This window comes from Paenibacillus qinlingensis, assembly GCF_031455095.1.
GTDB classification, from domain to species: domain Bacteria; phylum Bacillota; class Bacilli; order Paenibacillales; family NBRC-103111; genus Paenibacillus_E; species Paenibacillus_E qinlingensis_A.
This window is the reverse complement of sequence record NZ_JAVDSB010000014.1, coordinates 50305-73069: the sequence shown is the minus strand read 5'-3', so window position 1 is coordinate 73069 and position 22765 is coordinate 50305. Positions and strand designations below refer to the sequence as shown.

Here is a 22765-nt window from a genome sequence, read left to right as displayed (position 1 = left end):
AACCTCAGCTTACTTTTTAAATAATTGCGTAAACTTTTGCGTAATCGCATCTTGATTCTCATTCATCCAGCTCCAGCTCACATCAAAAGTAGGGATATCCTTCGCATTAACGCGGCCTTGAATTTGAATGTCACTGCGACCCGAAAGCAAGTAAGAGTCCGTAACCAGTTTTTGAGCTTCATCGGAAAGCAAGTAATCAATAAAAGCTTTGGATGCATCGACATTTTTGGACGTTTTCATAATCATCGCAGGTCGTGGAGAGATCACCGTTCCGCTTGCTGGATAAATCAAATCAATCGGTTCACCTTTTGCTTTTGACGCGTAAGTCATATAGTCAACGCTTGCCATAACAATCTTTTTCGCGCCAGAGATAACTGGATCCATAGCTTCTTGGTTAGCACCAGCAATAATAGCACCATTTGCTTTCACTTTACCAAACAGATCCCAAGCAGCATCACCGTTTTTATTCGTATAGCCAGACATGAAATCAAGAGCGGAACCAGATTGAGCAGGATCTGGGATATTAATTTGATCTTTCCATTCTGGTTTCGTTAGATCGCTCCACTCTTTAGGCGGATTCGTTACAAGCTTCGTGTTAAAAGCAATACCTAATGCTGACAAGCTGTAGCTAAAATAGTTACCCTCTTTATCCGAATAAGCAGGAATTAATTTATCGATATTTTTTGCCTCTTTATAAGGGAGAGTTAACCCGCTTTTGGTCATTCCGATTGCAGAAGGAAGTGATGCCAGAATAACTACATCGACTACTGGATTTCCTTTTTCGGCTTCCATACGCGCCATGATTTTACCTGTAGTACCTTGGAACATTTCAACTTCTACGCCAGTTTTTGCTGTGAAGCCTTTTTGAATGCTAACGGCAAGTGGGTTAGGTCCCGCACTATAAACAACGATTTTACCGCTTAATTTTTTTGCTTCTGGCGTTGTCGTTGGAGCAGTAGACGAGGACGCAGTTGCTGCTGTTGTTGGTTTTTCGGATGCTGTTCCAGCAGTCGTCGTTTGGCTGCCCGTTCCACACCCCGTTAATCCTACGCCGATCAAAACCGTCATCAAAGCTAGAGTAGTCGTGTGCAAAGATTTTTTCATTTTTGTTTTCATTGTTTAAACTCCCTCTCCTAGGTATGGTAACTGCTTAAGAAAGCACGTGAATCTGCTGCTGTGCAACGTAAAGCTTTACGAAATCCCCTACCCTTAATCGCGTAGGATGATACGCCATCCAAACTTCTCCCGTATTTAAACGCATGGTGACCTCATAACGTTCTCCCATGTAACTTACCGTTTGTACAACGCCTTCATAGGTAAGGTCATTCTCAGAAAGAGATTCCCACCGCACATGCTCAGGTCGGACTAGCCGCTTGTCCACTTCTAACCAATTGGTTTTGCCGATAAAGCGAGCTGTAAAGGGATGCGTAGGCTTTTGATAAATGGCTTCTGGGGTATCTTTTTGTAAAATACGCCCATCTTTCATTACGATGATTTCATCTGACATCGACATCGCTTCGGTTTGATCGTGTGTGACATAAACGGTGGTGAAACCGATTCTTCGTACCAAATTCATCAATTCTAAACGCATTTCTTCTCGCAAAAGGGCGTCAAGCGCGCTCATTGGCTCATCGAATAAGACGAGCTGTGGCTGGACGACAATTGCACGAGCAAGCGCAACACGTTGCTGCTGGCCTCCTGAAAGTTCGTGCGGATAGCGCTTTTCCTTCCCTTGCAGCTGTACCAACTCGATCGCTTCGATCGTTCGCTGGCGCCAATTTGATTTGTCACCCGAAGCTTTAAGCCCGAAAGCAACATTCTCCAGCACTGTTAAATGCGGCCAGAGTGCAAAATCTTGAAAAACCATACCAAAATTACGTTTGTGCACAGGGCGATTGATCCTGCTCTTCTTCGAGAACAAACAGATATCTCCGAAATGCAGCTCACCTTCATCAGGTGTCTCCAGTCCAGCAATGATGCGAAGTAGGGTAGTTTTACCGCAACCCGATGGACCGAGTAATGTAGTGAATCGTCCTTTGGCGAGAGAAAGCTCAATACCTTCCAACGCTGTCATAGAACCAAAAGATTTGCTTATACCACTAAGTTGTAGAGACATCGCATGCTTCCTTCCGTGCTTTTGATCTCACCTTTAGTGTAAGAGCCTATCGTCAGCTAAGTGTCATAGCAAAGTAAATAGATTGTTAAGTTTTTGTTGTGTATCTATTCATTTCCATAGATTTTTTCTATAATGATCCCCAAAGCAGATGGGTAGGAAAGAGGGATGAGTGGGATGAATTGGAACATGTTAAAACTCCAAGTAATAGAACTACTTGATAAACACAAACGAATTACGTCAGTTGCAGAGCACCTAGGGCTTAAGCAGCCCACAGTCTCCTTTCATATGAAATCGATGGAGCAAGAGCTGGGTGTGCAACTATTTTATTCGCGAGGTGGCAAGGTCCATTTAACCGAAGCGGGGCAATCATTGAATCATTATGCGAAGAAAATTAACGCACTTGTTCAGGAAGCAGAACGAGTCGTGAAGGAGTTCGATGAGCGTGGCAGCGGTCATTTGAAAATAGGAGCAAGTTCCGTTCCAGGAACCTATGTGCTCCCAGAGATGCTGAGTTCATTTTCGAAGCTGTATCCGCAAATTTCAGTCTCTTTAACCGTAAGACCTACACCCGTCATTCAAGAAATGCTGTTAAATCATGAAATTGATATTGGCATCATGTCGGCAGAACCTTTCCAATGGTCCCCACTTGTTGGGGAAACGCTATGTGAAGATGAGCTCGTTTTCTTTTTTAATCCTAATCATCGCTTTGCGAGACAAGAATTGCTGCACCCTGAGTTCTTAAACGAAGTACCCTTTATCCTGCACGGACAGGAGTCTAGCACAAGAACCATGACACTAAATTGGGCCAAAACACTAGGAGTTAAACTAAAACCAGTGATGGAGATGGACTCCTTAGAAGCGATTAAACAGGCCGTCATGACAGGGGAAAGTGTCTCAGTTATTTCTAAAATAGCCATCGCAAAAGAGCTGTTGCGAGGTGAATTGAGCTGTCGAAGCATTCCTCAAAACCCTTTTAAACGCTACATTTATTTTACTTATAATGCGGATCGCATCCGCTCATCCCTCTTTGATAGCTTTCTTTCCTGCTTATATGATTCTGTACGATCCTTCTAATCCTATTTACAAAAAGCACAAACCCAGATGACAATCTACAAACAAATCACCTTTATGCTCAGTTCTGTAAGGGAAAAACTTTCCAGAATCGTAGAGGAGATGAAGTGATGTTTAGGAAAAAGGCAATGACTGTCATAATGGCAGCTGTAGTTGGGACTAGCTTAATTGCGAGTATCGGTGCGGCACCACAGTCAGCAAGTGCAGCAAGCAACATGGTTCCAGATTACGAAGTAAAGCTTCTTCTGAATCCAAGTGTCGTACTTGGAACTGATTTCAAGTTGACGAGTAGTGTGAGATCAGCATTTGGTATGCCGGATACCGTTACCAAAATGAACGTAGAATTCCTAGATACCAGCAATAAAGACATCTATAACAATGGATGGAGTCCACGTATTCGTAAGACAGAAGGAGAAAGTGATTTTGAACTTAGTTATAAAAAGAGATATGCCATAACGGGAAGTGACATTAACGGAGCGCTCACATTGGCTAATCAACAAGGATTTAACTCAGGGGATACAGGCTACGAGGCGCAAATTGAGTGGGGCTACCAGAAGAAAACACTTAGTATCACTCGTTCGAAACAAGGAAGTAAATCGGGCTATAGCGGAATGGATCTACCTAATCTTGCGGATTCACGCAGTTTACTCATAAATAATGCACCTGATAAATTCAACAACTGGGTTTCTAGCGGTTGGGGAACTAATAAGCTTTCGACTTCAAGAGTTTTTGGTCCAATCCTTGCTAAACGATCCATTGGTACATGGAGTGGATTGCAGTTGTATATTGAAGTTTGGCCAATAAAGAATGCGGCGGGGACAGGCACTGAATACGTCGTGGAAGCTTCCTTCAAAACCACTAGCCAGACGACAGCATCTACCAAACATGACGAGTTAATTACCTACCTACAAGGAAAAGGTTGGTTTCTAGCGCAAGATTCCTTGAAGACACAATTAATTATGGATCGTTACTAAATAACGAATGGAGATGAGTAATTCAATGTTCCAAGCTCATAAAATGTCCAAAGTAATCATGGCTTCAACCGCAGCGGCTTTGCTTTTAACAGGTGGCATTCTTAGTCCTCAACAGGCTTCTGCTGCCAACGGTACACCGAACTATGAGGTTAAATTTAACTTAAATCCTAGTATCGTCGTGGATTCCAGCCATAACTTGATCAGCAGCGTACGCAGCCAATTTTCGACCGGTTCTTCCTCCAAAGCTTATCGTGTTCAATACATGGACACAGCGACAGGAGCACTGGATGCACAAGGCTGGAGTGATCGTATTCGTAAAAAAAGCAGCGACAGCACACACCAATTCCAATACAAAAAGCGCTACCCGATCACCAATGGAGATATTAACGGTGCGTTAACAACAGCAGCGAACGATGGTTTAAATAGCTCGGCTTCCGGATTTGAGTTCCAGGTGGACTGGACCTATAGTAAACAAACCTTAAGCGTCCAGTATGAAAAAGACGTGACCGTATCGGGCTACAGTGGTAGCGGATTGAATGCGCCAAACTTGGCAACATCACGCTCCGTTTCTGTTTCCAATGCGCCAAGCCAATTTAAAAACTGGACCAGCTCAGGTTGGGGAACAACGCAATTGAATAACTCAGTTATTTATGGTCCTATTGATTTTAAACGTTACGAAGGTACCTATGAGGATTTGGATCTCGATATCGAAGTATGGACCATCCTCAATGCAGCAAAAACAGGAACTGAAGACATTGTGGAAGCTTCCTTTAAGACAGACAGTCTAAGCGAGGCAACGAGTGTACGTACAGCATTAATGAATGTACTATCTACAAAAGGCTGGTTAGTGCAGTCTGACGTCCTCAAAACAAGCTTAATTATGGAGCGTTATGCACCTGTAGCCCAAACGCCAGATACCTCAGCTCCTTCCGTACCAGCTGGATTGAGCGCTGCCGCAACGTCCAGCTCTCAAGTTCAGTTGAACTGGACTGCATCGACAGACAACGTCGCAGTAACTAGCTACGATATTTTTCGTAACGGTTCCAAAATCGGAACATCATCAACGGCAAGCTATAGTGATTCAGGATTAACAGCATCGACAGCGTACAGCTACACCGTCATTGCCAAAGACGCGGCAGGAAATGCTTCTGCAGCTAGCACGACTGCAGCAGTCACAACACTTGCAAGTGGCGGCACTGGTACAGGATCACTTTACTACAACGTAAATGGAAGTGTCGTTTCGTATCTAGAAGCCGAGACTTTCACAGCAAAAACAGGCACATTCACACAAGCGACTTGTACGGCATGCTCCGGAACAGCTAACATGCAAACACCTAATGGATCTGGAGATAGTGATTCCAATTACCTCAAATATGACCTTGAAGTCACAAATGGCGGTTCTTTCTACATTTACTTGCTTTCCCAAGGTCCAGATGGCAGCTCGGATAGCTTCAACGTAGCCGTTGATTCAGGCAGTAACTACCAAGTAACAACGGGAAGCGCTGGTAGCTGGGCTTGGAAAAAACCAAGCAGTTCCATCTCACTTTCAACTGGCACACATACGCTATACATCAAAGTGCGGGAAGACGGCGCCATGGTCGACAAAATCGCCCTCTCCAAAACTAGCAGCACCCCAAGCGGACTTGGAGGCACTGCGCTCATTCCATCAACTCGTTAAAGAAAAATGCCTTTAATCCTGAAGCTCTCATTCCATCCGCGTGATGGTACTGAGAGCTTTTTTGTACAAGCCCCACCGCGCCCTCTGAGGGAAGCCTCGCCATGTCTCCGTCTATTTGGTGCGCCTTCCACAGTAAGCCCTGCTGCAGCCCTCCACAGCAAGCACCACGGCACCTCCACGGGAAGTCCTGCCGCGAACATCAAAGCACGCCCCGCGAAAGGTTCTACCTCAAGCTCTAGCGCTTCGCTACTAACGGGACCAAGTAATTTTTCACTGTTTACCCTTGGCACTATCCCTATAGCTCAGAAAGAGATCACGGGTCGAGAATACTTCAATTTTGCTACTCGTGAACAACGGGATGTGGTTTAGCGAGTAATGGAAAAACGGATTGAACGAGGTTAAGCAAGTAATGGAGAAACGGATTGAATGAGGTTAAGCAAGTAATTTGGAGAAACGGATTGAATGAGGTTGCAAGTAATGGAGAAACGGACTGGATGGTGTTAAGCAAGTAATGGAGAAACGGAATAGATGAGATAGAAAGCAATGTTACATCGAAATGGACTTAAAGAGAGTGAGGTAGTGTAATTAGTGAAATGAACTGAAAGCAATTTAAAGAAGAAAGTGTAGAATTTTGATCTGTGTAGGAAGCATACGATGTGTTATTTCGTAGTAGAGGGGTTGCTGGTTCTAGAATTATTCATACAGGTTTTGACCAGATGTTCAAAAACAGGAGTATCAGACTTAATCAGATTGATACGATAGCAGAATTCGTCCAAATACGTTTGAAGATATTTAGGTCCGATACCGTGAAGGTAGTGCTAAGCCAAGTGCTAACCTGTTTTGCGAATTCGAGAAGGGGGCGTTGTTTTTTTGATGTATAAAAGCCTGTAACCAATTCGATTGTTTCTACCATAGGATCAATATGTTTTTGTTGAAAGCTGTAAGTATCGGACTTTGTTATATGTTTGGTATGAGGTTGATTAGGTATTACATGTTTAATTTTAATCATAGTTGAAATCGCAGCTTGATCTATCGAAGAGCCGATAAGAAGTAGCTGTTCTTGGGGATGTCTATGGACTGTTGGATTAAATGGGCGTCCATATATAGCAGAGTTAATCAGAATAGATCCAGTTAGCGGACAGTGGTTATCTGCCTGCTGAATGGAAGTGCGAATTTTTTGGAGGATTAGCCAGGCTGTTTTGTAAGTAACCTTAATAAGCTGGGACAGCTCTGTAGCTGTTGTGCCAATATGAGTGCGCGAAACCAAAAATATAGCCAGCAACCATTTGCAAAGTTGTGTTCTCGAGCCCTCCATAATCGTTCCCGCGAGCAGTGACACCTGATGTCGACAGTTAGAACATTCATATAAGGGTAATCGTCTGGTAGTAGTAATGTATGCATGTCGATGATCACAACGTGGACAGCAAAAACCTGTCGGCCACTTAGATTGATATAGGTATAGAATGCAGGCGTCTTCCGAGGAGAAATGTGAGTGAAATTGCTCAAGGGACCAGCTAGAAATGTTCATGACATCTATCCTCCCAACTGCATGAAATGGAAACGTTTGTTCCTATTTCATTATATCAAACATATGATCGTATTTCAATAATTTGGGATTTTTTTCTTGAAAGTTATTTCTGAGTCAAAGGGATAGTGGTGATAGCGAGATGTAAATTGAGATAAGCAAGTTGAGTGGGGGGCAAGGTAAAAAAGTTGACAGGAATTGGCGTAGGTATTGGAAAATCGAAGAGGAAGAGGAAGAGGAAGAGAATGAGAATGAGAATGAGAATGAGAATGAGAATGAGAGGAGGAGTTAGTCGAAGTTATTGGGGGAGAATTGTGACCTAATAGTGTCGTGATACACGCGGGATGTAGGAATGTGTTTTCTTCTTTTTTAGGTCATGTCCGCATAAGGTAGTACTAATGAATTTGGCGCTATAACAGGAACGGGGTAATAGAGAAAGGGGGAACAGAATGCTGCAGAGGCGACGGTGGAGAAGCAGACCAACTGTGAAAACAAGCCGGAAAAAGGTACTGTGGATCGGTCTGCTCATCTTTGTCTTGTTTTGTGTACAGTTTTTTATCTTTGTAGAACGGAATATTAGACCACCTTTAATGAATTTGGCCAAGGTGAGGGTTAAGCAGATTGCAACTCAGGCGATTAATAGTGCGATTGCCGAACATGTTGCAGGAGGAGCGAATGCTGAGCAGTTGATTGATTGGAAAATGGATAAAAACAATAAAATTACGGGTTTCATGTTGAATTATAATGAGCATATGCGGATTACTTCGGAAGCTATTAAAACGGTGCAAGGTGAGCTGAATGGTTTGGAAACAATTTCTGATCATATACCCATCGGGCAAGCGATGAATAGTGCGATTTTGGCTTCTTTTGGACCCGATATTCCGATTAGATTGCTTCCAGTGGGAAGTGTGAAGGTGGATTTGCATACACGTACGCAAAATGTTGGCATTAATATGGTGATGTTTGAAGTGTATGTGCGCATTATTGCTGAGGTTTCTGTTATTATCCCGTTTGATTCGGAAACGGAAATTGTAGAAACGGAGATACCAATTTCCTACTCGCTTGTAGTCGGGGATGTTCCTACTTATTATTATGATAATAAGGGAAATCCTGTGGGAAGTTCGAAGGAAGGCAGCCCGCCAAGTATAACTTTACCGACAATTCCTAATTCAGGGACTACGAGTGCTCTCCCTAAGGAGGGAGTTACCAAATAATAAATAAAAAGAAGTAACTCACCCAAAAGGGAGGTTACTTCTTTTTGCTTCGATCTTCGCGCTCCCATCTGCGTAAGGACGGATAAGGATCATAACTCCACTCTGTTGCCCCATTATCGCGATACAGTCCAAAATGAAGATGAGGCGGGAATTTGCCGGAAGTACCAGGTTTCCCATACCCAGAGCTGCCAACCCAACCAAGGGTTTGTCCGGGTTTGACGATGTCATTGATTTTAATGGTTTTTTGAAATCCAGATAGGTGGGCGTAATAGTGATAGATGTTATTTAGATCGCGAATACCAATTCGCCAGCCCCCGTAGGGATTCCATCCTTTTATTTCAACGATGCCGTAACAGGTGCTTCTTACAGGGACCCCGTAGCCGGCAAAAAGATCTGTACCTTCATGGGTCCGATGTCCACCCCAACCGCGACTATCCCCCCAGGTGCTGCGATACGAGTAGTTGGAGGTTACAGGTAGAGGGAAAGCGTGCGTATTTGCCTCTAGGCTGCCCAAAGACTCATAAATGGCAGTGAATTGTCGGATTCGCTCCACGCTTCGTGCATTTTGGTAGTAATTCCAGAGGTTAATTTGTAAGTTATCAACTCTAGTCCCATTGTTGCTTAAGATGGCAGCCATTGCCGCTAATACATCTAAATCGTTGGTACGTTCTGCAAGACCATCCCCCGATCCATCCCGGCCAACGCCATGGAAAAAGGAGATGTTTTTCAGATTAGTGTCTTGAGGATCTGGGTTGAGCATGCCTGCCCAAATTTGTTCGGAGAAATAAATATTTGTCATGCGTTGTTGTACGGTTCGTTTCTTTACGGTATTCATTGTTTTCTCATATTGATCAACAGCAGCTAAGTAGGTCCAAGGGATACCCGTGAGTAAACCTATTTTTTCAAAAAGTTCCTTTCGTTCTTCTTGTGTATACTTCGTGGGTTGGGAACTCGGCGTTGGAGCAATCTGGTCATTAGCCATTGCATGTGATGGGTCTAGGTGTGAAAAAGGTGTTGGTGTGATTGCTGATAGGAGGAGGCTAAGGACGAGAACCTTTGACCAAAATGCTCTACTTTGCATCTCTATCATCCTTCCTGAAATGTTAGTTCTTAGGATGTACGGATATTTGGTTGTTTATCCTTCGATCTTTCGTTGCACCGGGAAATTTGCTATGATGCCAATAAGAGGTGGGAATAGTGACTTTTAACCATAGAGAAGAACATGTTGACGATGACATGCTAGTTGTTCAAGCTAATTTGGATGATGTAAATCCAGAGTGGATGACTTATGTGATGGATAAGCTTTTTGACGCAGGTGCAAATGATGTTTACATGGTGCCTATTATTATGAAAAGAGGACGTCCAGGCATCATGTTGAATGTGCTTGTGGATGAGGAACGATTATCTTCCATTGAGGAGGTTATTTTTAGCGAAACTACGACACTGGGTATTCGCTATATGCGGGCATCGTGTCATCGATTGGCAAGAGAATTCGAACACGTGGAGACGCCTTGGGGGACTTTAACCGTAAAGGTGGGCTATCATGCTGGGAAATTAGTGCAATTTGCACCTGAATTTAAGGAATGTGAACAAGTGGCAAGGCTGCATGAAGTTCCTCTAAAGATGGTCTATGAGGAAGTTAGGTTGTTGTTTATGCAACAACTAAGACAAAAAAACGCTCTTCCACTGTGATGGAAGGGCGTTTTATCTTATTACTGTGGCGTACCGGGAGTAGCATCGCCTTGGTGCGTGTGAGAATGAGAGTGACCATGATGATGGTCGTGATGGTGTTCGTGTTTGTGATCATGACTATGATCGTGACTGTGAGAATGGTCATGATGGTGGTGATGGTCATCGTGTGTATGCGCATTTTCATGGCTATGATCATGTGCCAGATGCTCATGACTTACTTGCCATTTTCCAATTAAGGGGTCGATTTTACCAACTACTACACGCAGTACATTAGGTTGCTTAGGCAAGTCTCTTGTGCCTGCGCCATAGCCAATATGATCAACTACCATGGGTGGGAAGCTTTTGGAGAATTCATCTACAATTCCCGAAATAATACCGGCTCCTGTAGGCGTTGTCATTTCTAAACTATAAGGAGTTGAAGCGATAGGTACGCCTTTCATCATCTCCAACGTGGCCGGAGCGGGTACTGGATAAATACCATGATCAATATGTATGGTACCAGATCCAAGTGGCACTGGAGAGGAGAAAATACGTTCGATTTGCAAGGAGTCGATGGCTAATGCAACACCTACGATATCGACGATAGAATCAATGGCACCGACTTCATGAAAATGCACTTTTTCAATAGGAGTCCCGTGAATTTTAGCTTCGGCAATTGCAATTTTTTCGAAAATAGCCAAGCTTAGTGCGGTAACACGCTCATTAAATTCTGCTTTTTGAATGGCATTGACGATTTCTGAAAAATGTCTGTGTTTCTTCGGGGGATGCTCAGGATCAAGAATGACATCCAGTTTGAGTGCGGAAATCCCGCGTTTCATAACACGTTTCCATTCCAAGGTGTAGGGCTCTAGTTTGATTTTGGAAAGCTCATCCTCAATATAAGCACGATCTGCTCCCGCATCAACCAAAGCGCCAAGGGTCATATCGCCGCTAATGCCAGAGAAGCAGTCCAAATATAAAATGCGCATGGTCGTTATTCACGCTCGTTTCGACATATTTTTGTTAATGAGTCCAGCATAATAACCAGCGCCAAAACCATTGTCGATGTTAACGACAGAGATACCTGGAGAGCAGCTATTGAGCATGGACAGCAGCGGTGCGATCCCAGCAAGGTTCGCGCCGTAACCAATACTCGTCGGTACAGCGACGATTGGTTTAGACACAAGCCCGCCCATGACGCTGGCGAGTGCACCCTCCATGCCGGCTACAACGACAATCGCGTTCGCACCGCGAATGAGTTCGAGCCGGCGGAAAAGCCGGTGAATGCCAGCGACACCCACGTCGTATACACGTTCAACGTGGCTGCCCAGGCATTCTGCCGTAAGTGCCGCCTCCTCCGCCACGGGGAGGTCGGAGGTGCCAGCGCACACGACGGCGATATAGCCGTCGTGGACTTTGAGCAAGGGGCGCTTAAACCAAGTGAGCGCCCGTGCAGTTTCGTGGTAGGTGACACCTGCCACGTTGGCTACAACATGAGCGGCTTTGGCCGCGTCGACGCGTGTGGCTAGCACGCGGTCGGTATGCTCCATCAGCCGCCGGAAAATGGCCTCGATCTGCTCGGGCGTCTTGCCTTCCCCGAAAATAACCTCGGGGAAGCCTGTACGCTTCTCGCGATCGACGTCGAGCTGTGCAAATCCAAGATCAAGGTTGGCGGGACCTGATCCGCCTTCCTTGATGATTTGCTTTTTGGCTTCTTCTATATCCAGATCGCCGGTCTGGACGAGTTTTAAAATCTTCTCTAAGTCCATCATAAGGAAGCTTCTTTCACCTTATCTTTCGTTTCCTGGGATAGTACTTCATTCATACTTCCCGTGCGGTAGCCTTGCAGGTCTAGCGTGACATAGGTAAAGCCAAGCTTGCTGAATTTTTCATAGATCGCATCGCGATGTTCAACGACCTTGTGAATCTCATCAGGCATAACTTCAATACGAGCAATCTTCTCATGATGACGTACGCGTACCTGATAAAGACCAAGCTGGGAAAGGAAGTACTCGCCTTCATCCAATTGGTCAATCTTCCACTTCTCGATTTGTGTCCCGTAAGGGATGCGAGACGATAAGCATGCAAAAGAAGGTTTATTCCATGTGCTTAACCCAAGCTCTTTGGAAAGCGCTCGGATCTCGTCTTTGGTTAAGCCGGCTTCTTGCAGCGTGCTGCGGACGCCTTGCTCATTTTTCGCTTGTAGTCCTGGTCTATAGTCGCCTAGATCGTCGACATTGGAACCATCCAGGATATACGGATACCCCAGCTCTTTCGCAATATCTTGCAAATGGGAATAAAGCCCCGTCTTGCAGTGATAACAACGATCAGGATTATTGGCTACGAAATTCGCGTTCTCCAATTCCTTGACCTCTGTTTTGTGCAAGCGAACGCCAAATTGTTCGGCTAGTTGAGCGGCGGCATCGAACTCCCTCGTGGGAAATGTTTCGGATGCTGCGGTTACGGCAAGCACTTGATCACCAAGCTCTTGCTGTGCACGTTTAAGGACGAATGTACTGTCAACCCCTCCGGAGAAGGCGACGATGACACGGCCCATGTTTCTTAAAATTTCGCCAAGCTTGCGATCTTTCTCGCGCGTCACTTCAGTTATGCTCATGTTTCTATCCTCCCATACAGCCTTTATGTAGTAAGCTGAGCTGTTTTGGTCTATCTAAACAAGTGTATCACAAGTGACCCCCAAAGTGGATTGTTTTGTCAGTCATTCATGTTATAATAACATCATTGAGAAACCAAATAAAAAGGCGGGAATTACAGTGCCTAGAAAAGTATTAGAGAGAAAACCAGACTGGTTAAAGATCAATCTTAAAACCGATGAGAATTTTAAAGAAATTAAATCGATGATGCGTTCCAAGACGTTGCATACAGTGTGTGAAGAAGCCAAATGTCCGAACATTCATGAATGCTGGGCGAATCGGACAGCGACCTTTATGATATTAGGCGATATTTGTACGCGTGCATGTCGCTTTTGTGCAGTCAAAACAGGTCTCCCAACTGAGCTTGATCTGGAAGAACCGGAACGTGTTGCAGACGCAGCCTTGCAAATGGGTCTTCGTCATTGTGTTGTTACTTCTGTAGCACGTGATGATTTAACAGATGGCGGTGCCATGATATTTGCTGAGACGATCAAGGCGATTCGCCGTAAGCTGCCACTATGTACAGTAGAAGTATTAATTCCTGACTTTCTAGGTCGCGAAGAGTCACTTGCAACCGTACTAGAGGCAAAGCCTGACATACTTAATCACAATATGGAAACCGTTGAGCGGATGTCAGATCGCGTGCGTTCCAAAGCGAAGTATCGTCGTTCGCTGGAGCTGTTGCAGCGTTCCAAGCAGATTGCACCTAACATTCCAACCAAATCCAGTGTGATGATTGGTGTAGGGGAAGAGTGGGACGAGCTGCTTCAAACGATGGAAGACCTACGTGAGGTGGATTGTGATATTATGACGATCGGTCAATATCTGCAGCCGTCTACAACACATTTAGCGGTATCACAATATTATACACCGGAACAATTTGCCATACTGAAGGAAGAAGGCATGAAACGCGGCTTTAAGCACGTGGAGTCCGGTCCGTTAGTGCGCAGCTCCTATCACGCGCATGAACAAGTGAAAGCAGCATCAAGTGTTTAGAATTTATTGAACGGATCATAGAAAGGAGAGCTTCCTACCACCATGATTCATATTGCAAATAAAACATACGAGCTTGTTACCGATCACAAAAATGGTTGGAACTTTGAAGTGTTCAAGGAACGCTTCAGCGAAGTATTGGAGCGGTACGATTATATTGTAGGCGATTGGGGATATAGTCAATTACGCTTGAGAGGGTTTTTCAAAGAAATCCACCCGAAGGCCACTAAAGAAACCTCCATCGCAGCTCTTCAAGATTACTTGAATGAGTACTGCAATTTCGGCTGTGCGTATTTTATTATTGAAAAAGTAAACGCGCCTAAACAGCAAACGCCAGCAGAAGTAATTAGTTCAACGACAGTTTAGCCATAAAAAACGCCATCTGAACTCCAATAATAAGGAGTTCAGATGGCGTTTTGTTGTTCAGGGTTTGTTTAAGGTCCTATTTAACTTCAAGCCCTACGAATGCTTCACGGACACGATTCCAGAAGGGGAAAGGCCTGAAGCGAGCAAATTTCACTTTTACATTGGAAGCAACACGGCACCGAATAGATACGACATCTGCACGCTGCATATATTTATGGTCCAAAGACAGAAGCATATTTTGTTGTGCTTTCGGGTAAATGTCACAATGGTGATGCTTCGGTAAAATCATCGATGAACCTAGCGTACGGTACACCCGATTGTTGATCGACGCAATCTCAGCAATTTGAATAGCTTCTAGCGATGGATGAACCATGGCGCCGCCTAAGCTCTTGTTGTAAGCTGTACTGCCTGCAGGTGAAGAGATGCAGATGCCGTCTCCACGGAACATCTCGAACATTTCATCGTTCACGTCAAGTCGTGCGACTAACGAAACTTCGATTCCGCGAATCGTAAACTCGTTAAGTGCCAGATGTGTTTCAACGCCTTCGTCGGTCGTAATTTCGATCTCAACAACGGGGTATCGCACCACATGCAGCTCCTCAGGTGTTGTAACGCTAAACATAAGTGAAGCCAGATGATCCAATTCATTAGGCTTCCAATCCGCAAAAAAGCCAAGATGTCCCGTATGGATCCCAACGAATGCGATATGATCTAACTTGTCCGCATACTTATGAAAAGCTTGGAGCATTGTACCATCCCCGCCAATAGACAGGACGATATCGGGATTTTCCTCATCTCTTGGCATACCTTGTTTCGCGGCGAGTGTGTGGAACCGTTCAGTCAGCCCCTTGGAGATGTCATCGCCTCGTTCAATGACGTTATATTTCAATCTTGTTCCTCCTAAGAGTTTTGCTGGAGCAAAACTTTCTTCGTAAGCGTGTGCTGAGTTTTCATAGAATGATCTGCTTTAATAATTCGAGCAATAGGCATTGATTTCTTGGAGAATGGAGTCAGGTGTATGCCGAAATTCTGCGGCAACGCGATAACTGTCGTTGCTGAAGTGCGCAACTCTGACAATTTCGCCGTAGACTGTAATGGGTTGGGTAAGACTCGGGAGGATAAAGCTGAACTCCAGAATCAAAGGAAAGAAAAGTCGGTTGGATGTAACGAAAGATAATCCGCCAACACTAATATCGAGGAGTTGCCCTGTAAAAGCGACACCCTTCTGTGCAGACAAGTTTCGTATGCCGGCAACACGCAGTGTAATTGGTGTGCGAATGGTAAGTTTTGCACGAGGATGCCGTCGGTTTTGATGCTGAAAAACTTCCTCAGGAAGCGACAGCGTTAGCGAACAGATCGTCTTTTTGAGTTCAAGCTGAAGCAAATCAACATAAGCATAATATAAAATGGCACCGTCTTTGAAAGAGAACTCTACGAATGACACATGGTCAAGCTTGTCAAATGGGTATACACCCAATTGTTCCAGACATACCGTTATCGAATTTTCACTTATTTTGTCGATAGCAAAATTATCTTCAAAACAGAAAGGCTGTCCATCTTTGCATTCACCAACAATGATAATATGACAATCCTGATTTGGCGAAAAGGAAGCCAATTCTAGTACCTTATTCCAATCCATAGCATCACCAAGTCGTTAGATTTACATTCACATCTGCCTATACATCCAGTAATTCTTCTCTCATCATAATTTATATAAGTCAAGAAGAAAAGCCCCAAACGGGGCTTTCTCTAAGGTTTTACGATTTTCTTGTTAAGACAAGGTGCTCGTCACGAGTGAGAGCTCAAAGGAATGCGCAAAGTTGGTTGAGATGGGGCGCACACGTATTGAGAAGTGAGGGCCATGAATAAGATGAGACGGAATGGTAGCTTGGAAGCGCTGCGAATGATCAATAATCTCCCCTATGGGTGCCATCATGATAGTTTTTTGCTCCCATGTTTCGCCATTTTCCGCGTAATAAATGACTTCTACTGCCGTATCCTGCGGCCAAATGGAGCCGAAGTGTATGTGGGCCGAAATCATCTTCGTCGATGGAGGGATTTCGTCTAAAGGCACGTCGGAAGTCGATTTATTGGCGTGATCATCGATACTCATAATTCGCACCTGATGCCAATTGTTGCGAATGAATTGCTTATAATCAGCCACTTTGGTAGCAACATCGTAATCGTCCGCTACAAAGAGGCGAGCACGTTTGGCAGTGGGAACATACGTAAGATTCGTATAATCCTGCACCATACGGTGTGTGTTATAAACAGGTGTCAGCGATTGAACCGATCGCTTCATGCGTCCAATCCACTGGTGTGGCACTTCACCTTGATTGTAGTAGAGGGGAATAATCTCAGTCTCCAACAGGTGATAAATCGCTTTCGTATTTTCTTTTTCCTGCGCGGCCCAGTCCGCGGTACCCGTGGATCCGATGGCCCAACCGTTCATGCCGTTGTAGCCTTCTTCCCACCAGCCGTCCAGTACACTGAAATTAAGGACGCCATTCATGGCAGCTTTTTGGCCGCTGGTACCGCTTGCTTCGAGAGGTCTGCGAGGGTTATTAAGCCACACGTCAACGCCTTGCACGAGATAGCGAGCCATATTGATATCATAATTCTCGAGAATAACGATCTTACCGAGGAACTCCTTCAGCTGTGAGATACGGTAAATTTCTCGAATTAATTCTTGACCGGGGTAATCAGCAGGGTGGGCTTTGCCTGCGAAAATAAATTGTACCGGTCTCTCAGGATCATTGATTAACTTCTTGAGTCTATACAAATCATTGAAAATTAAATTCGCCCGTTTGTAGGTAGCGAAACGTCTTGCGAATCCAATTGTAAGGGCTTTAGGATTTAAATAGTGCCGTACCTCTTCAATCCGTTCTTCGGATTCTCCGTTACGTGTACGCTGCTCCATGAGATTTTGGCGGGCATAATGTACTAAATCCCCCTTCAAATGTTGATGAACATGCCAGATGGATTCATCAGGGATGACCTCAATTTGTGCCCATTGATGCTCATTAGATTGTTCCGCTCGCCATGTACCTGGAAGGAAACGGTCAAATAGTTCTTTCCAAGCAGGTGCTGTCCATGTATCCAAATGCACACCGTTCGTGATGGATCCGATCGGTACCTCACTGGCATCGATATGCCCATGAAATTCCTTGAACATCTCGCGTGAAACTTGCCCATGCAGCTTGCTTACACCATTTCGCAACCCCGCTGTATTCATCGCCAAATGTGTCATATTAAATTGACCGGACTTGTGATCAAGTCCTAAGGAAATAATGCTTTGTTTATGCTTAGGCAGCTCGCTGAAAAGATGTCCCAGATAGTGTTCCACCATCTCGACAGAGAAGGTATCATGACCCGCAGGGACGGGGGTATGCGTTGTAAATACAGTTGCGGAACGCACAGTCTCAACAGCAACGTGAAAAGGAAGACCTAAGTGAAGCAATTCCTTCAAACGTTCTAGGGTAAGGAAAGCCGCATGGCCTTCATTAATGTGATAGACATTCGGGTAAATACCAAGTGCTCGAAGAACTTTGACACCACCGATGCCCAGCACCATCTCCTGAGCTATTCGCATATCTTGATTGCCGCCATACAGCTGGGCTGTCAACGCTCTATCTGCGTCATTATTGGCTTCATGGTCAGTATCCAGCAAAAAGACCAGATTGCGGCCTACCCGAGCAGCCCAAACCAAAAGGGTGATATTTCGACCGGAGATATCTAGTGAGACAGTGAGCTGTTGGTTATTTTGAAGGACAGGACGAATCGGTAATTGCTTAAAATCATAGGGGAATAATTCACTTTGTTGACTGCCGTTCGCATCAATCTTTTGTGTGAAATATCCTTTTTTATAAAGCAGGCCAACGCCCGCAAGAGGTATGCCCAGGTCACTGGATGATTTGATATGGTCACCAGCGAGGATACCAAGCCCTCCGGAATATATCGGAAGCGATTCATGAAACCCAAACTCAGCTGAGAAATAAGCGATTTGAACATGCCCTTCGTCAGCATGGTTGTTCTCGAACCAGCCGGGTTCTTTCATATACGTATCGAAACTGGACATGACTTGCTGATAGCGTTCGATAAATGCAAGGTTCTGACCAAGTGCCTCTAGTTGAGAGGCGTCTATGTCATGCAGCAGTCTTACGGGATTATGGCCGTAGGATTTCCAGCGATCAGGGTCGATGCTTTCAAACAGCTGGAGCGCATCATGGTTCCAGCTGAACCATAAATTAAAGGCAAGCTCGCTTAATCGTTCTATTGCCTGCGGTAACGCTCTCGCCTCTTGGGGGACGGCTTCTAACATATCTGAATATTCGCTCCCTTTATAAACATGATCGTAGTTTCCCATATTATCTTGTTCCACCAACCTTTTCATACACCAGTTTAAGTAAGGAATATGCGAGGAAGAGACCCATGATGACTGCAAAAGCACCAACAAAGACCATCGCACTTATCGGGAAAATAAGTTTTAGATAGCTCATCAAGGGGGCTGCCGCGTCATAATGAGGCGCAAATACGGCTTGCGGACTTCGAAATTGCTGCATAGGCTCCCAAATCAGGAGAACAATAGCAGCAGAGAGAAATCCATGAAGGAGGCGGGCAAAAAGAAAAGGGAGGTAGCGCATGTTGGTATGACTTAGCAAGCTGACAATTTGAGCATGCACGGACATGCCTGCCCAGGAGAGAATGAAGGCGCCTATCGCGACTTTACTGGAGAGGGCTAGATCAGCCGGAGCCCCGCCTGCAGCCTTAGCTCCTAATGTAACTTCGAATAACCCGTTCATAACAGCTTGTGAGAGCTCGTGAGGTAACCCTGTGATGGTTAAAAGGGACGTTATGAGCAGGTAGAACACATTCATGACCTGGGCAGAGGTGAGCACTTCTAGAACGACGGAGAAGAAAACAACAAGTCCACCTACAACGAAAATTAATCGTAGAGAGTGGAGGATAGAGTCACTTAACAAAATGCCTAAAGACCGACCATCCTGCATTCTTGCGTTGTGCATGGTCTCGAACGCTTGTTTCCATATTGGGCCTCTTTCTTTTATTGGCTGAGGCGTAGGTATGGCCTTCCTGCCATGAAACCGCATGGTGAGGCCAATCAGGAATGATCCTCCATAATGGGCAATGGCCAAAATAAAGGCTAAAGTAGCATCATGGAAAAATCCGATCGAAACAGCTCCGATCAGAAAGATCGGATCCGAGCTTGTCGTGAAGGCGACCAGCCGCTCGCCTTCTTCCCGATTGACCAGCTTCTGTTCCCAGAGCTGCGCTGTTAGTTTAGCTGCTACGGGATAGCCAGCAGCGAAGCCCATCGCCATAACGAATCCTCCGATGCCAGGAATTCGAAAGAGGGGACGCATCATGGGATCAAGCAGCGTGCCAAAGAAATGAACAATTCCGAAGCCAAGCATAATTTCGGAGATAACAAAGAACGGGAATAGCGCTGGGAATAGCACGTCCCACCAAATGGAAACGCCGCGCAATGCAGCTTGAAACCCGTCATGAGGGAAAAGTACTAAGCATACAATAATGCCAATAATGACGAATGACATAAGTAAGGCTGGGGTGAAGTTTGGTTTCGGCATAGACGATAGATACCTCCTCTTATTCAACTATATGAATAAGCTTGGACATACATGCCGTCCCGAATTTCTTGAAGTAGTAGTAGGACTGAATAGCACTTTATTTTAGTCCTTGGGACTGTTCAGTCCTTGTTTTTATGGTAAAATAGAACTAGTATACGTAAATCCTATACATCGGGAGTGATTCAAATGACAGGTGTCATTGCCGGATTGGTTGTCTGTATGTTCGTGTTTGTCATTCGAGAAACGCTCATGCACACAGGAGATGAGGATTTAGAGAACTATTGAATATGAATTGCGAGGATCCTAGGTATGTCAGAGAGCAAGAACAGAACCATATTTGAGTTGATGGGTGGAGCGGAAACGGTAAATCGTTTGGTAGAGGCATTCTATCCGAAAGTAGTACAGCATCCGTTACTTTCGCCGCTCTTTCCAGCTGATATAGACCCAGTTATTGAGAAACAGAAGCTGTTTCTTACCCAATTTTTCGGTGGTCCAAGCTTGTATTCTGATCGTCATGGTCATCCGATGATGCGAGCTAGGCATATGCCATTTCCAATTACAAGGGAACATGCAGATGCATGGTTATCTTGCATGACCGAAGCTATGGTAGATATAGGCATGCCGGAGGACCTAAAGGCTTTTCTCATAGAACGGCTTAGAGGTTCAGCGTATCATTTTATAAACACACCTGAGGAAGACTAGTCCGTTCTTCCTACCACACTAACTAGGGGAAAAGGCGGGAATTCAATTGGTCGAACCTTTATATGAGATATCAGTGACATGCACTTACTGTACCAATTCGTTCAAATCGAAGAAGGTTCGACCAAGCTTCAAAAAAGCGAGTAAATCAGATACGGATTTCTGCCTTCACTATAAGGATATTAACCCGGACTATTACGTTGTTCGGATCTGCCCTTTTTGCGGGTATGCGCATACCGAGAACTTCTCGGATAAATGGACGCCGACCGAGCGAGAAGAGTTTCATGAGAAAGTAGCTCAGAACTGGTCGATGCGCGACTATTGCAGGGAAAGAACATGGGAAGATTCGGTCCACTGTTTTAAGCTGGCTCTTCTCAGTGCACAAATCAAAAACGAAAAGTCCCGCGTGGTTGCTGGTTTATTGCATCATTTGGCTTGGCTGTATCGGGGGAAAGGTGAAGCAGAGCAGGAAGAACGCTTCCTATCCTACGCCTTAGATGCTTATATCCAAGTATACGAAACGGAAGGCATGGATTTGAATAACGCGAAGCTTATGTATCTGATGGGAGAGCTAAGCCGAAGATTGAAACGTTTTTCAGATGCGGTCAAATGGTTTTCACGTATCATTAATGATCGTAAGATTATGGACGCCGGGATGATTCGAGCTAGTCGAGAACAATGGATAACTACGAGGGAAGATATGCTAGCGATGCGCCTAGAGCTGCCTGAAGAGATGAAACAAGCTACTTAACTGAAGCCAATAGGCGTGTAAATATAATGAACGCTCAACCATGATACGGTCATCAACCGAATGGTTAGGCGTTCATTTTTTGTACATTGATTTGAGGGTGTTCATAAAGGGTGGGCCGATTCTTGCCGGTATGCTTGGATTGATAGAGCGCGTGATCGGCTTCTGCAATAAGCGTTCTAAGATCCGTGTGCGAAGATTCTGATGTTGAAATTCCAATCGAGATCGAGATCGGTGCGGCTTCTAGTCCGTTCTTTTTATGTAGAAATAGTTCCGCAATCGAGGTACATAAGGTTTGGCCGTAGCTAAGAACGCGGGTAGGATCGGTTTCTGAACAGAGCAGAATAAATTCTTCTCCCCCGTATCTGGCTAAGTAATCTTGCTCATCAATCAAATGATGCAGGACAGAACTTACTTCCTGAAGGAGTTGATCGCCTTCCAAATGTCCGAATCGATCGTTGTATAGCTTGAAGTTATCTAGATCAATCATCATGATGGAGACTTTTCGCTTATGTAGTGCACGCTGTGCAATTGGCATAAAGCTTCTTAAATTGGGCAGCTTGGTTAAACCATCTTGATTCGCTTGCAACTCAAGCTTTCGTTGCAGTCGCCAATTGTTGTTCTCGTCATTCACCATGATGATGATCATGAAGAGGGTGGCAGATGTAATCGCAAACATAAATAGTTGATCAAGGGTATACGACCAAGAAAAGCTGCTTGTCAGGAAGCTATGTGTAACTAGACGAAGAATGTAAACGAAAGCACATATTTGGAGTGCAATTCGAATAGGAATGTCCATGAAGCCGTTACGGTACTCTTTGTTATGGAAAAAGGAGCTAATGATGGCTGGGGCAATGAGGTCTTGTGCGATGATGAACCAGGCTTGATTGTCAGATACGATGAGACTAGTACCTGCTGGAAGTAAGGTTGAAAAAAGTGCAACAGGTAATCCATATCGCAATCCGGCCATGAAGATGGGTAATGAACGAAGATCGATGATGCCAAATGTCTCTGGGAGAGGAACCAGCATCATGATGATGCTGGCCAAACCCGTAAGTAATGATGCGAATAGATGTTCGTGTGAATCAATCAGCATTTTGCTATGAACTTTTAACGCTAAATAATTTAAGGTCACTAAGGTACATGCGCTTGTCAAAGGAATGAGATACTCATTCATAAAGGTTCGTTTGCTCCTTGCAATGAACTACGAATTATGTTTGTTTCGCACCGCGGTGTCCGCTAATAAATAATCTCGATCTGTATCCACAAGTGTCAATTTGTTATGACAGCAAGGGAACACAAGGAGTTTCTTTTTACCTTCGTGAATAGAGGTGAGTTCATCAATTTTGAGCGGCAATAAGACATTTGAGCTCAGACAGAATGGACATTGGGCCACGTAAATGTCCTTCATGATGATGTCGTAAGGCCAAGTATTGGCAAAAGGTATCAA

22 protein-coding genes and 1 pseudogene are annotated in these 22765 nt (G+C 44.7%); 9 read left to right on the top strand and 14 right to left on the bottom strand.

All coding sequences use genetic code 11. The features are described from left to right. Window positions 1–9 precede the first annotated feature (9 nt). The gene (locus tag J2736_RS26325) at window positions 10–1116 is read right to left on the bottom strand and encodes an ABC transporter substrate-binding protein (RefSeq protein ID WP_310501564.1); all 1107 of its coding nucleotides are present in this window, start codon (window positions 1114–1116) and stop codon (window positions 10–12) included. A gap of 34 nt (window positions 1117–1150) precedes the next feature. Then, window positions 1151–2116 (bottom strand): ABC transporter ATP-binding protein, encoded by a 966-nt coding sequence (locus J2736_RS26320; protein WP_310501563.1) that lies wholly within the window; start codon window positions 2114–2116, stop codon window positions 1151–1153. A 186-nt stretch (window positions 2117–2302) separates the two neighbouring features. Between J2736_RS26320 and J2736_RS26315 the strand changes: the two genes are divergently transcribed. From J2736_RS26315 to J2736_RS26305, 3 genes are all read left to right on the top strand, one after another. After that, window positions 2303–3190: a LysR family transcriptional regulator gene (locus tag J2736_RS26315; RefSeq protein WP_310501562.1), complete on the top strand. Its 888-nt coding sequence runs from the start codon at window positions 2303–2305 to the stop codon at window positions 3188–3190. 107 nt (window positions 3191–3297) lie between these two features. Then, complete coding sequence (locus J2736_RS26310; protein WP_310501561.1) at window positions 3298–4161, top strand: hypothetical protein; 864 nt, start codon at window positions 3298–3300, stop codon at window positions 4159–4161. Between the two features lie 43 nt (window positions 4162–4204). After that, window positions 4205–5839 (top strand): fibronectin type III domain-containing protein, encoded by a 1635-nt coding sequence (locus J2736_RS26305; RefSeq protein WP_310501560.1) that lies wholly within the window; start codon window positions 4205–4207, stop codon window positions 5837–5839. Between the two features lie 745 nt (window positions 5840–6584). Here J2736_RS26305 and J2736_RS26300 read toward each other — a convergent pair. Together J2736_RS26300 and J2736_RS34345 are read right to left on the bottom strand one after the other, a co-directional pair. Then, window positions 6585–7121 carry a hypothetical protein gene (locus J2736_RS26300; RefSeq protein ID WP_310501559.1) on the bottom strand — a complete coding sequence of 179 codons (537 nt, stop codon included), beginning with the start codon at window positions 7119–7121 and terminating at the stop codon, window positions 6585–6587. Window positions 7122–7190: 69 nt separating this feature from the next. After that, a pseudogene (locus tag J2736_RS34345) lies at window positions 7191–7367 on the bottom strand (transposase); the annotation flags it as partial. 446 nt (window positions 7368–7813) lie between these two features. Here J2736_RS34345 and yunB point away from each other — a divergent pair. Then, on the top strand, window positions 7814–8578 hold the full coding sequence (yunB, locus tag J2736_RS26295; RefSeq protein WP_310501558.1) for a sporulation protein YunB: 765 nt from the start codon (window positions 7814–7816) through the stop codon (window positions 8576–8578). A gap of 34 nt (window positions 8579–8612) precedes the next feature. Here the strand turns inward: yunB and J2736_RS26290 are convergent, their stop codons facing one another. Next, a complete protein-coding gene (locus J2736_RS26290; protein ID WP_397341634.1) occupies window positions 8613–9659 on the bottom strand; it encodes a M23 family metallopeptidase in 1047 nt (348 codons plus the stop codon). Window positions 9660–9775: 116 nt separating this feature from the next. Here J2736_RS26290 and larC2 point away from each other — a divergent pair, with 116 nt between their 5' ends. After that, entirely contained in the window at window positions 9776–10270 is a 495-nt protein-coding gene (gene larC2 / locus J2736_RS26285; RefSeq protein WP_310501556.1) for a nickel pincer cofactor biosynthesis protein LarC2, read from the top strand. A 20-nt stretch (window positions 10271–10290) separates the two neighbouring features. Here larC2 and larC read toward each other — a convergent pair whose 3' ends face one another. From larC to larE, 3 genes are read right to left on the bottom strand one after another with little or no spacing between them, the layout of a single operon-like run. After that, window positions 10291–11238, bottom strand: coding sequence for a nickel pincer cofactor biosynthesis protein LarC (larC, locus tag J2736_RS26280; RefSeq protein ID WP_310501555.1), 948 nt, complete (start codon window positions 11236–11238; stop codon window positions 10291–10293). Between the two features lie 9 nt (window positions 11239–11247). Beyond that, entirely contained in the window at window positions 11248–12021 is a 774-nt protein-coding gene (larB, locus tag J2736_RS26275) for a nickel pincer cofactor biosynthesis protein LarB (RefSeq protein WP_310501554.1), read from the bottom strand. Then, complete coding sequence (gene larE / locus J2736_RS26270) at window positions 12018–12866, bottom strand: ATP-dependent sacrificial sulfur transferase LarE (protein WP_068668198.1); 849 nt, start codon at window positions 12864–12866, stop codon at window positions 12018–12020. The genes larB and larE overlap by 4 nt, the downstream gene beginning before the upstream one ends. Before the next feature lie 73 nt (window positions 12867–12939). Here larE and lipA point away from each other — a divergent pair, with 73 nt between their 5' ends. Then, window positions 12940–13899 carry a lipoyl synthase gene (lipA, locus tag J2736_RS26265; RefSeq protein ID WP_310501553.1) on the top strand — a complete coding sequence of 320 codons (960 nt, stop codon included), beginning with the start codon at window positions 12940–12942 and terminating at the stop codon, window positions 13897–13899. 42 nt (window positions 13900–13941) lie between these two features. Then, a complete protein-coding gene (locus J2736_RS26260; protein ID WP_310501552.1) occupies window positions 13942–14262 on the top strand; it encodes a YutD family protein in 321 nt (106 codons plus the stop codon). Between the two features lie 76 nt (window positions 14263–14338). Here the strand turns inward: J2736_RS26260 and J2736_RS26255 are convergent, their stop codons facing one another. From J2736_RS26255 to ylbJ, 4 genes are all read right to left on the bottom strand, one after another. Beyond that, window positions 14339–15151 (bottom strand): NAD kinase, encoded by an 813-nt coding sequence (locus J2736_RS26255; protein WP_310501551.1) that lies wholly within the window; start codon window positions 15149–15151, stop codon window positions 14339–14341. A 78-nt stretch (window positions 15152–15229) separates the two neighbouring features. Beyond that, a complete protein-coding gene (locus J2736_RS26250; RefSeq protein ID WP_310501550.1) occupies window positions 15230–15901 on the bottom strand; it encodes a PilZ domain-containing protein in 672 nt (223 codons plus the stop codon). 132 nt (window positions 15902–16033) lie between these two features. Next, on the bottom strand, window positions 16034–18583 hold the full coding sequence (gene glgP / locus J2736_RS26245; protein WP_310501549.1) for an alpha-glucan family phosphorylase: 2550 nt from the start codon (window positions 18581–18583) through the stop codon (window positions 16034–16036). A gap of 46 nt (window positions 18584–18629) precedes the next feature. Next, the gene (gene ylbJ / locus J2736_RS26240; RefSeq protein WP_310501548.1) at window positions 18630–19868 is read right to left on the bottom strand and encodes a sporulation integral membrane protein YlbJ; all 1239 of its coding nucleotides are present in this window, start codon (window positions 19866–19868) and stop codon (window positions 18630–18632) included. Between the two features lie 309 nt (window positions 19869–20177). Here ylbJ and J2736_RS26235 point away from each other — a divergent pair, with 309 nt between their 5' ends. Next, complete coding sequence (locus J2736_RS26235; protein ID WP_310501547.1) at window positions 20178–20570, top strand: globin domain-containing protein; 393 nt, start codon at window positions 20178–20180, stop codon at window positions 20568–20570. Window positions 20571–20616: 46 nt separating this feature from the next. Next, on the top strand, window positions 20617–21318 hold the full coding sequence (locus tag J2736_RS26230; RefSeq protein WP_310501546.1) for a DUF2225 domain-containing protein: 702 nt from the start codon (window positions 20617–20619) through the stop codon (window positions 21316–21318). Between the two features lie 64 nt (window positions 21319–21382). Here J2736_RS26230 and J2736_RS26225 read toward each other — a convergent pair whose 3' ends face one another. After that, window positions 21383–22492, bottom strand: a complete 1110-nt coding sequence (locus J2736_RS26225) for a GGDEF domain-containing protein (RefSeq protein WP_310501545.1) — start codon at window positions 22490–22492, stop codon at window positions 21383–21385. Window positions 22493–22519: 27 nt separating this feature from the next. Then, window positions 22520–22765 carry a hypothetical protein gene (locus tag J2736_RS26220; RefSeq protein ID WP_310501544.1) on the bottom strand — a complete coding sequence of 82 codons (246 nt, stop codon included), beginning with the start codon at window positions 22763–22765 and terminating at the stop codon, window positions 22520–22522.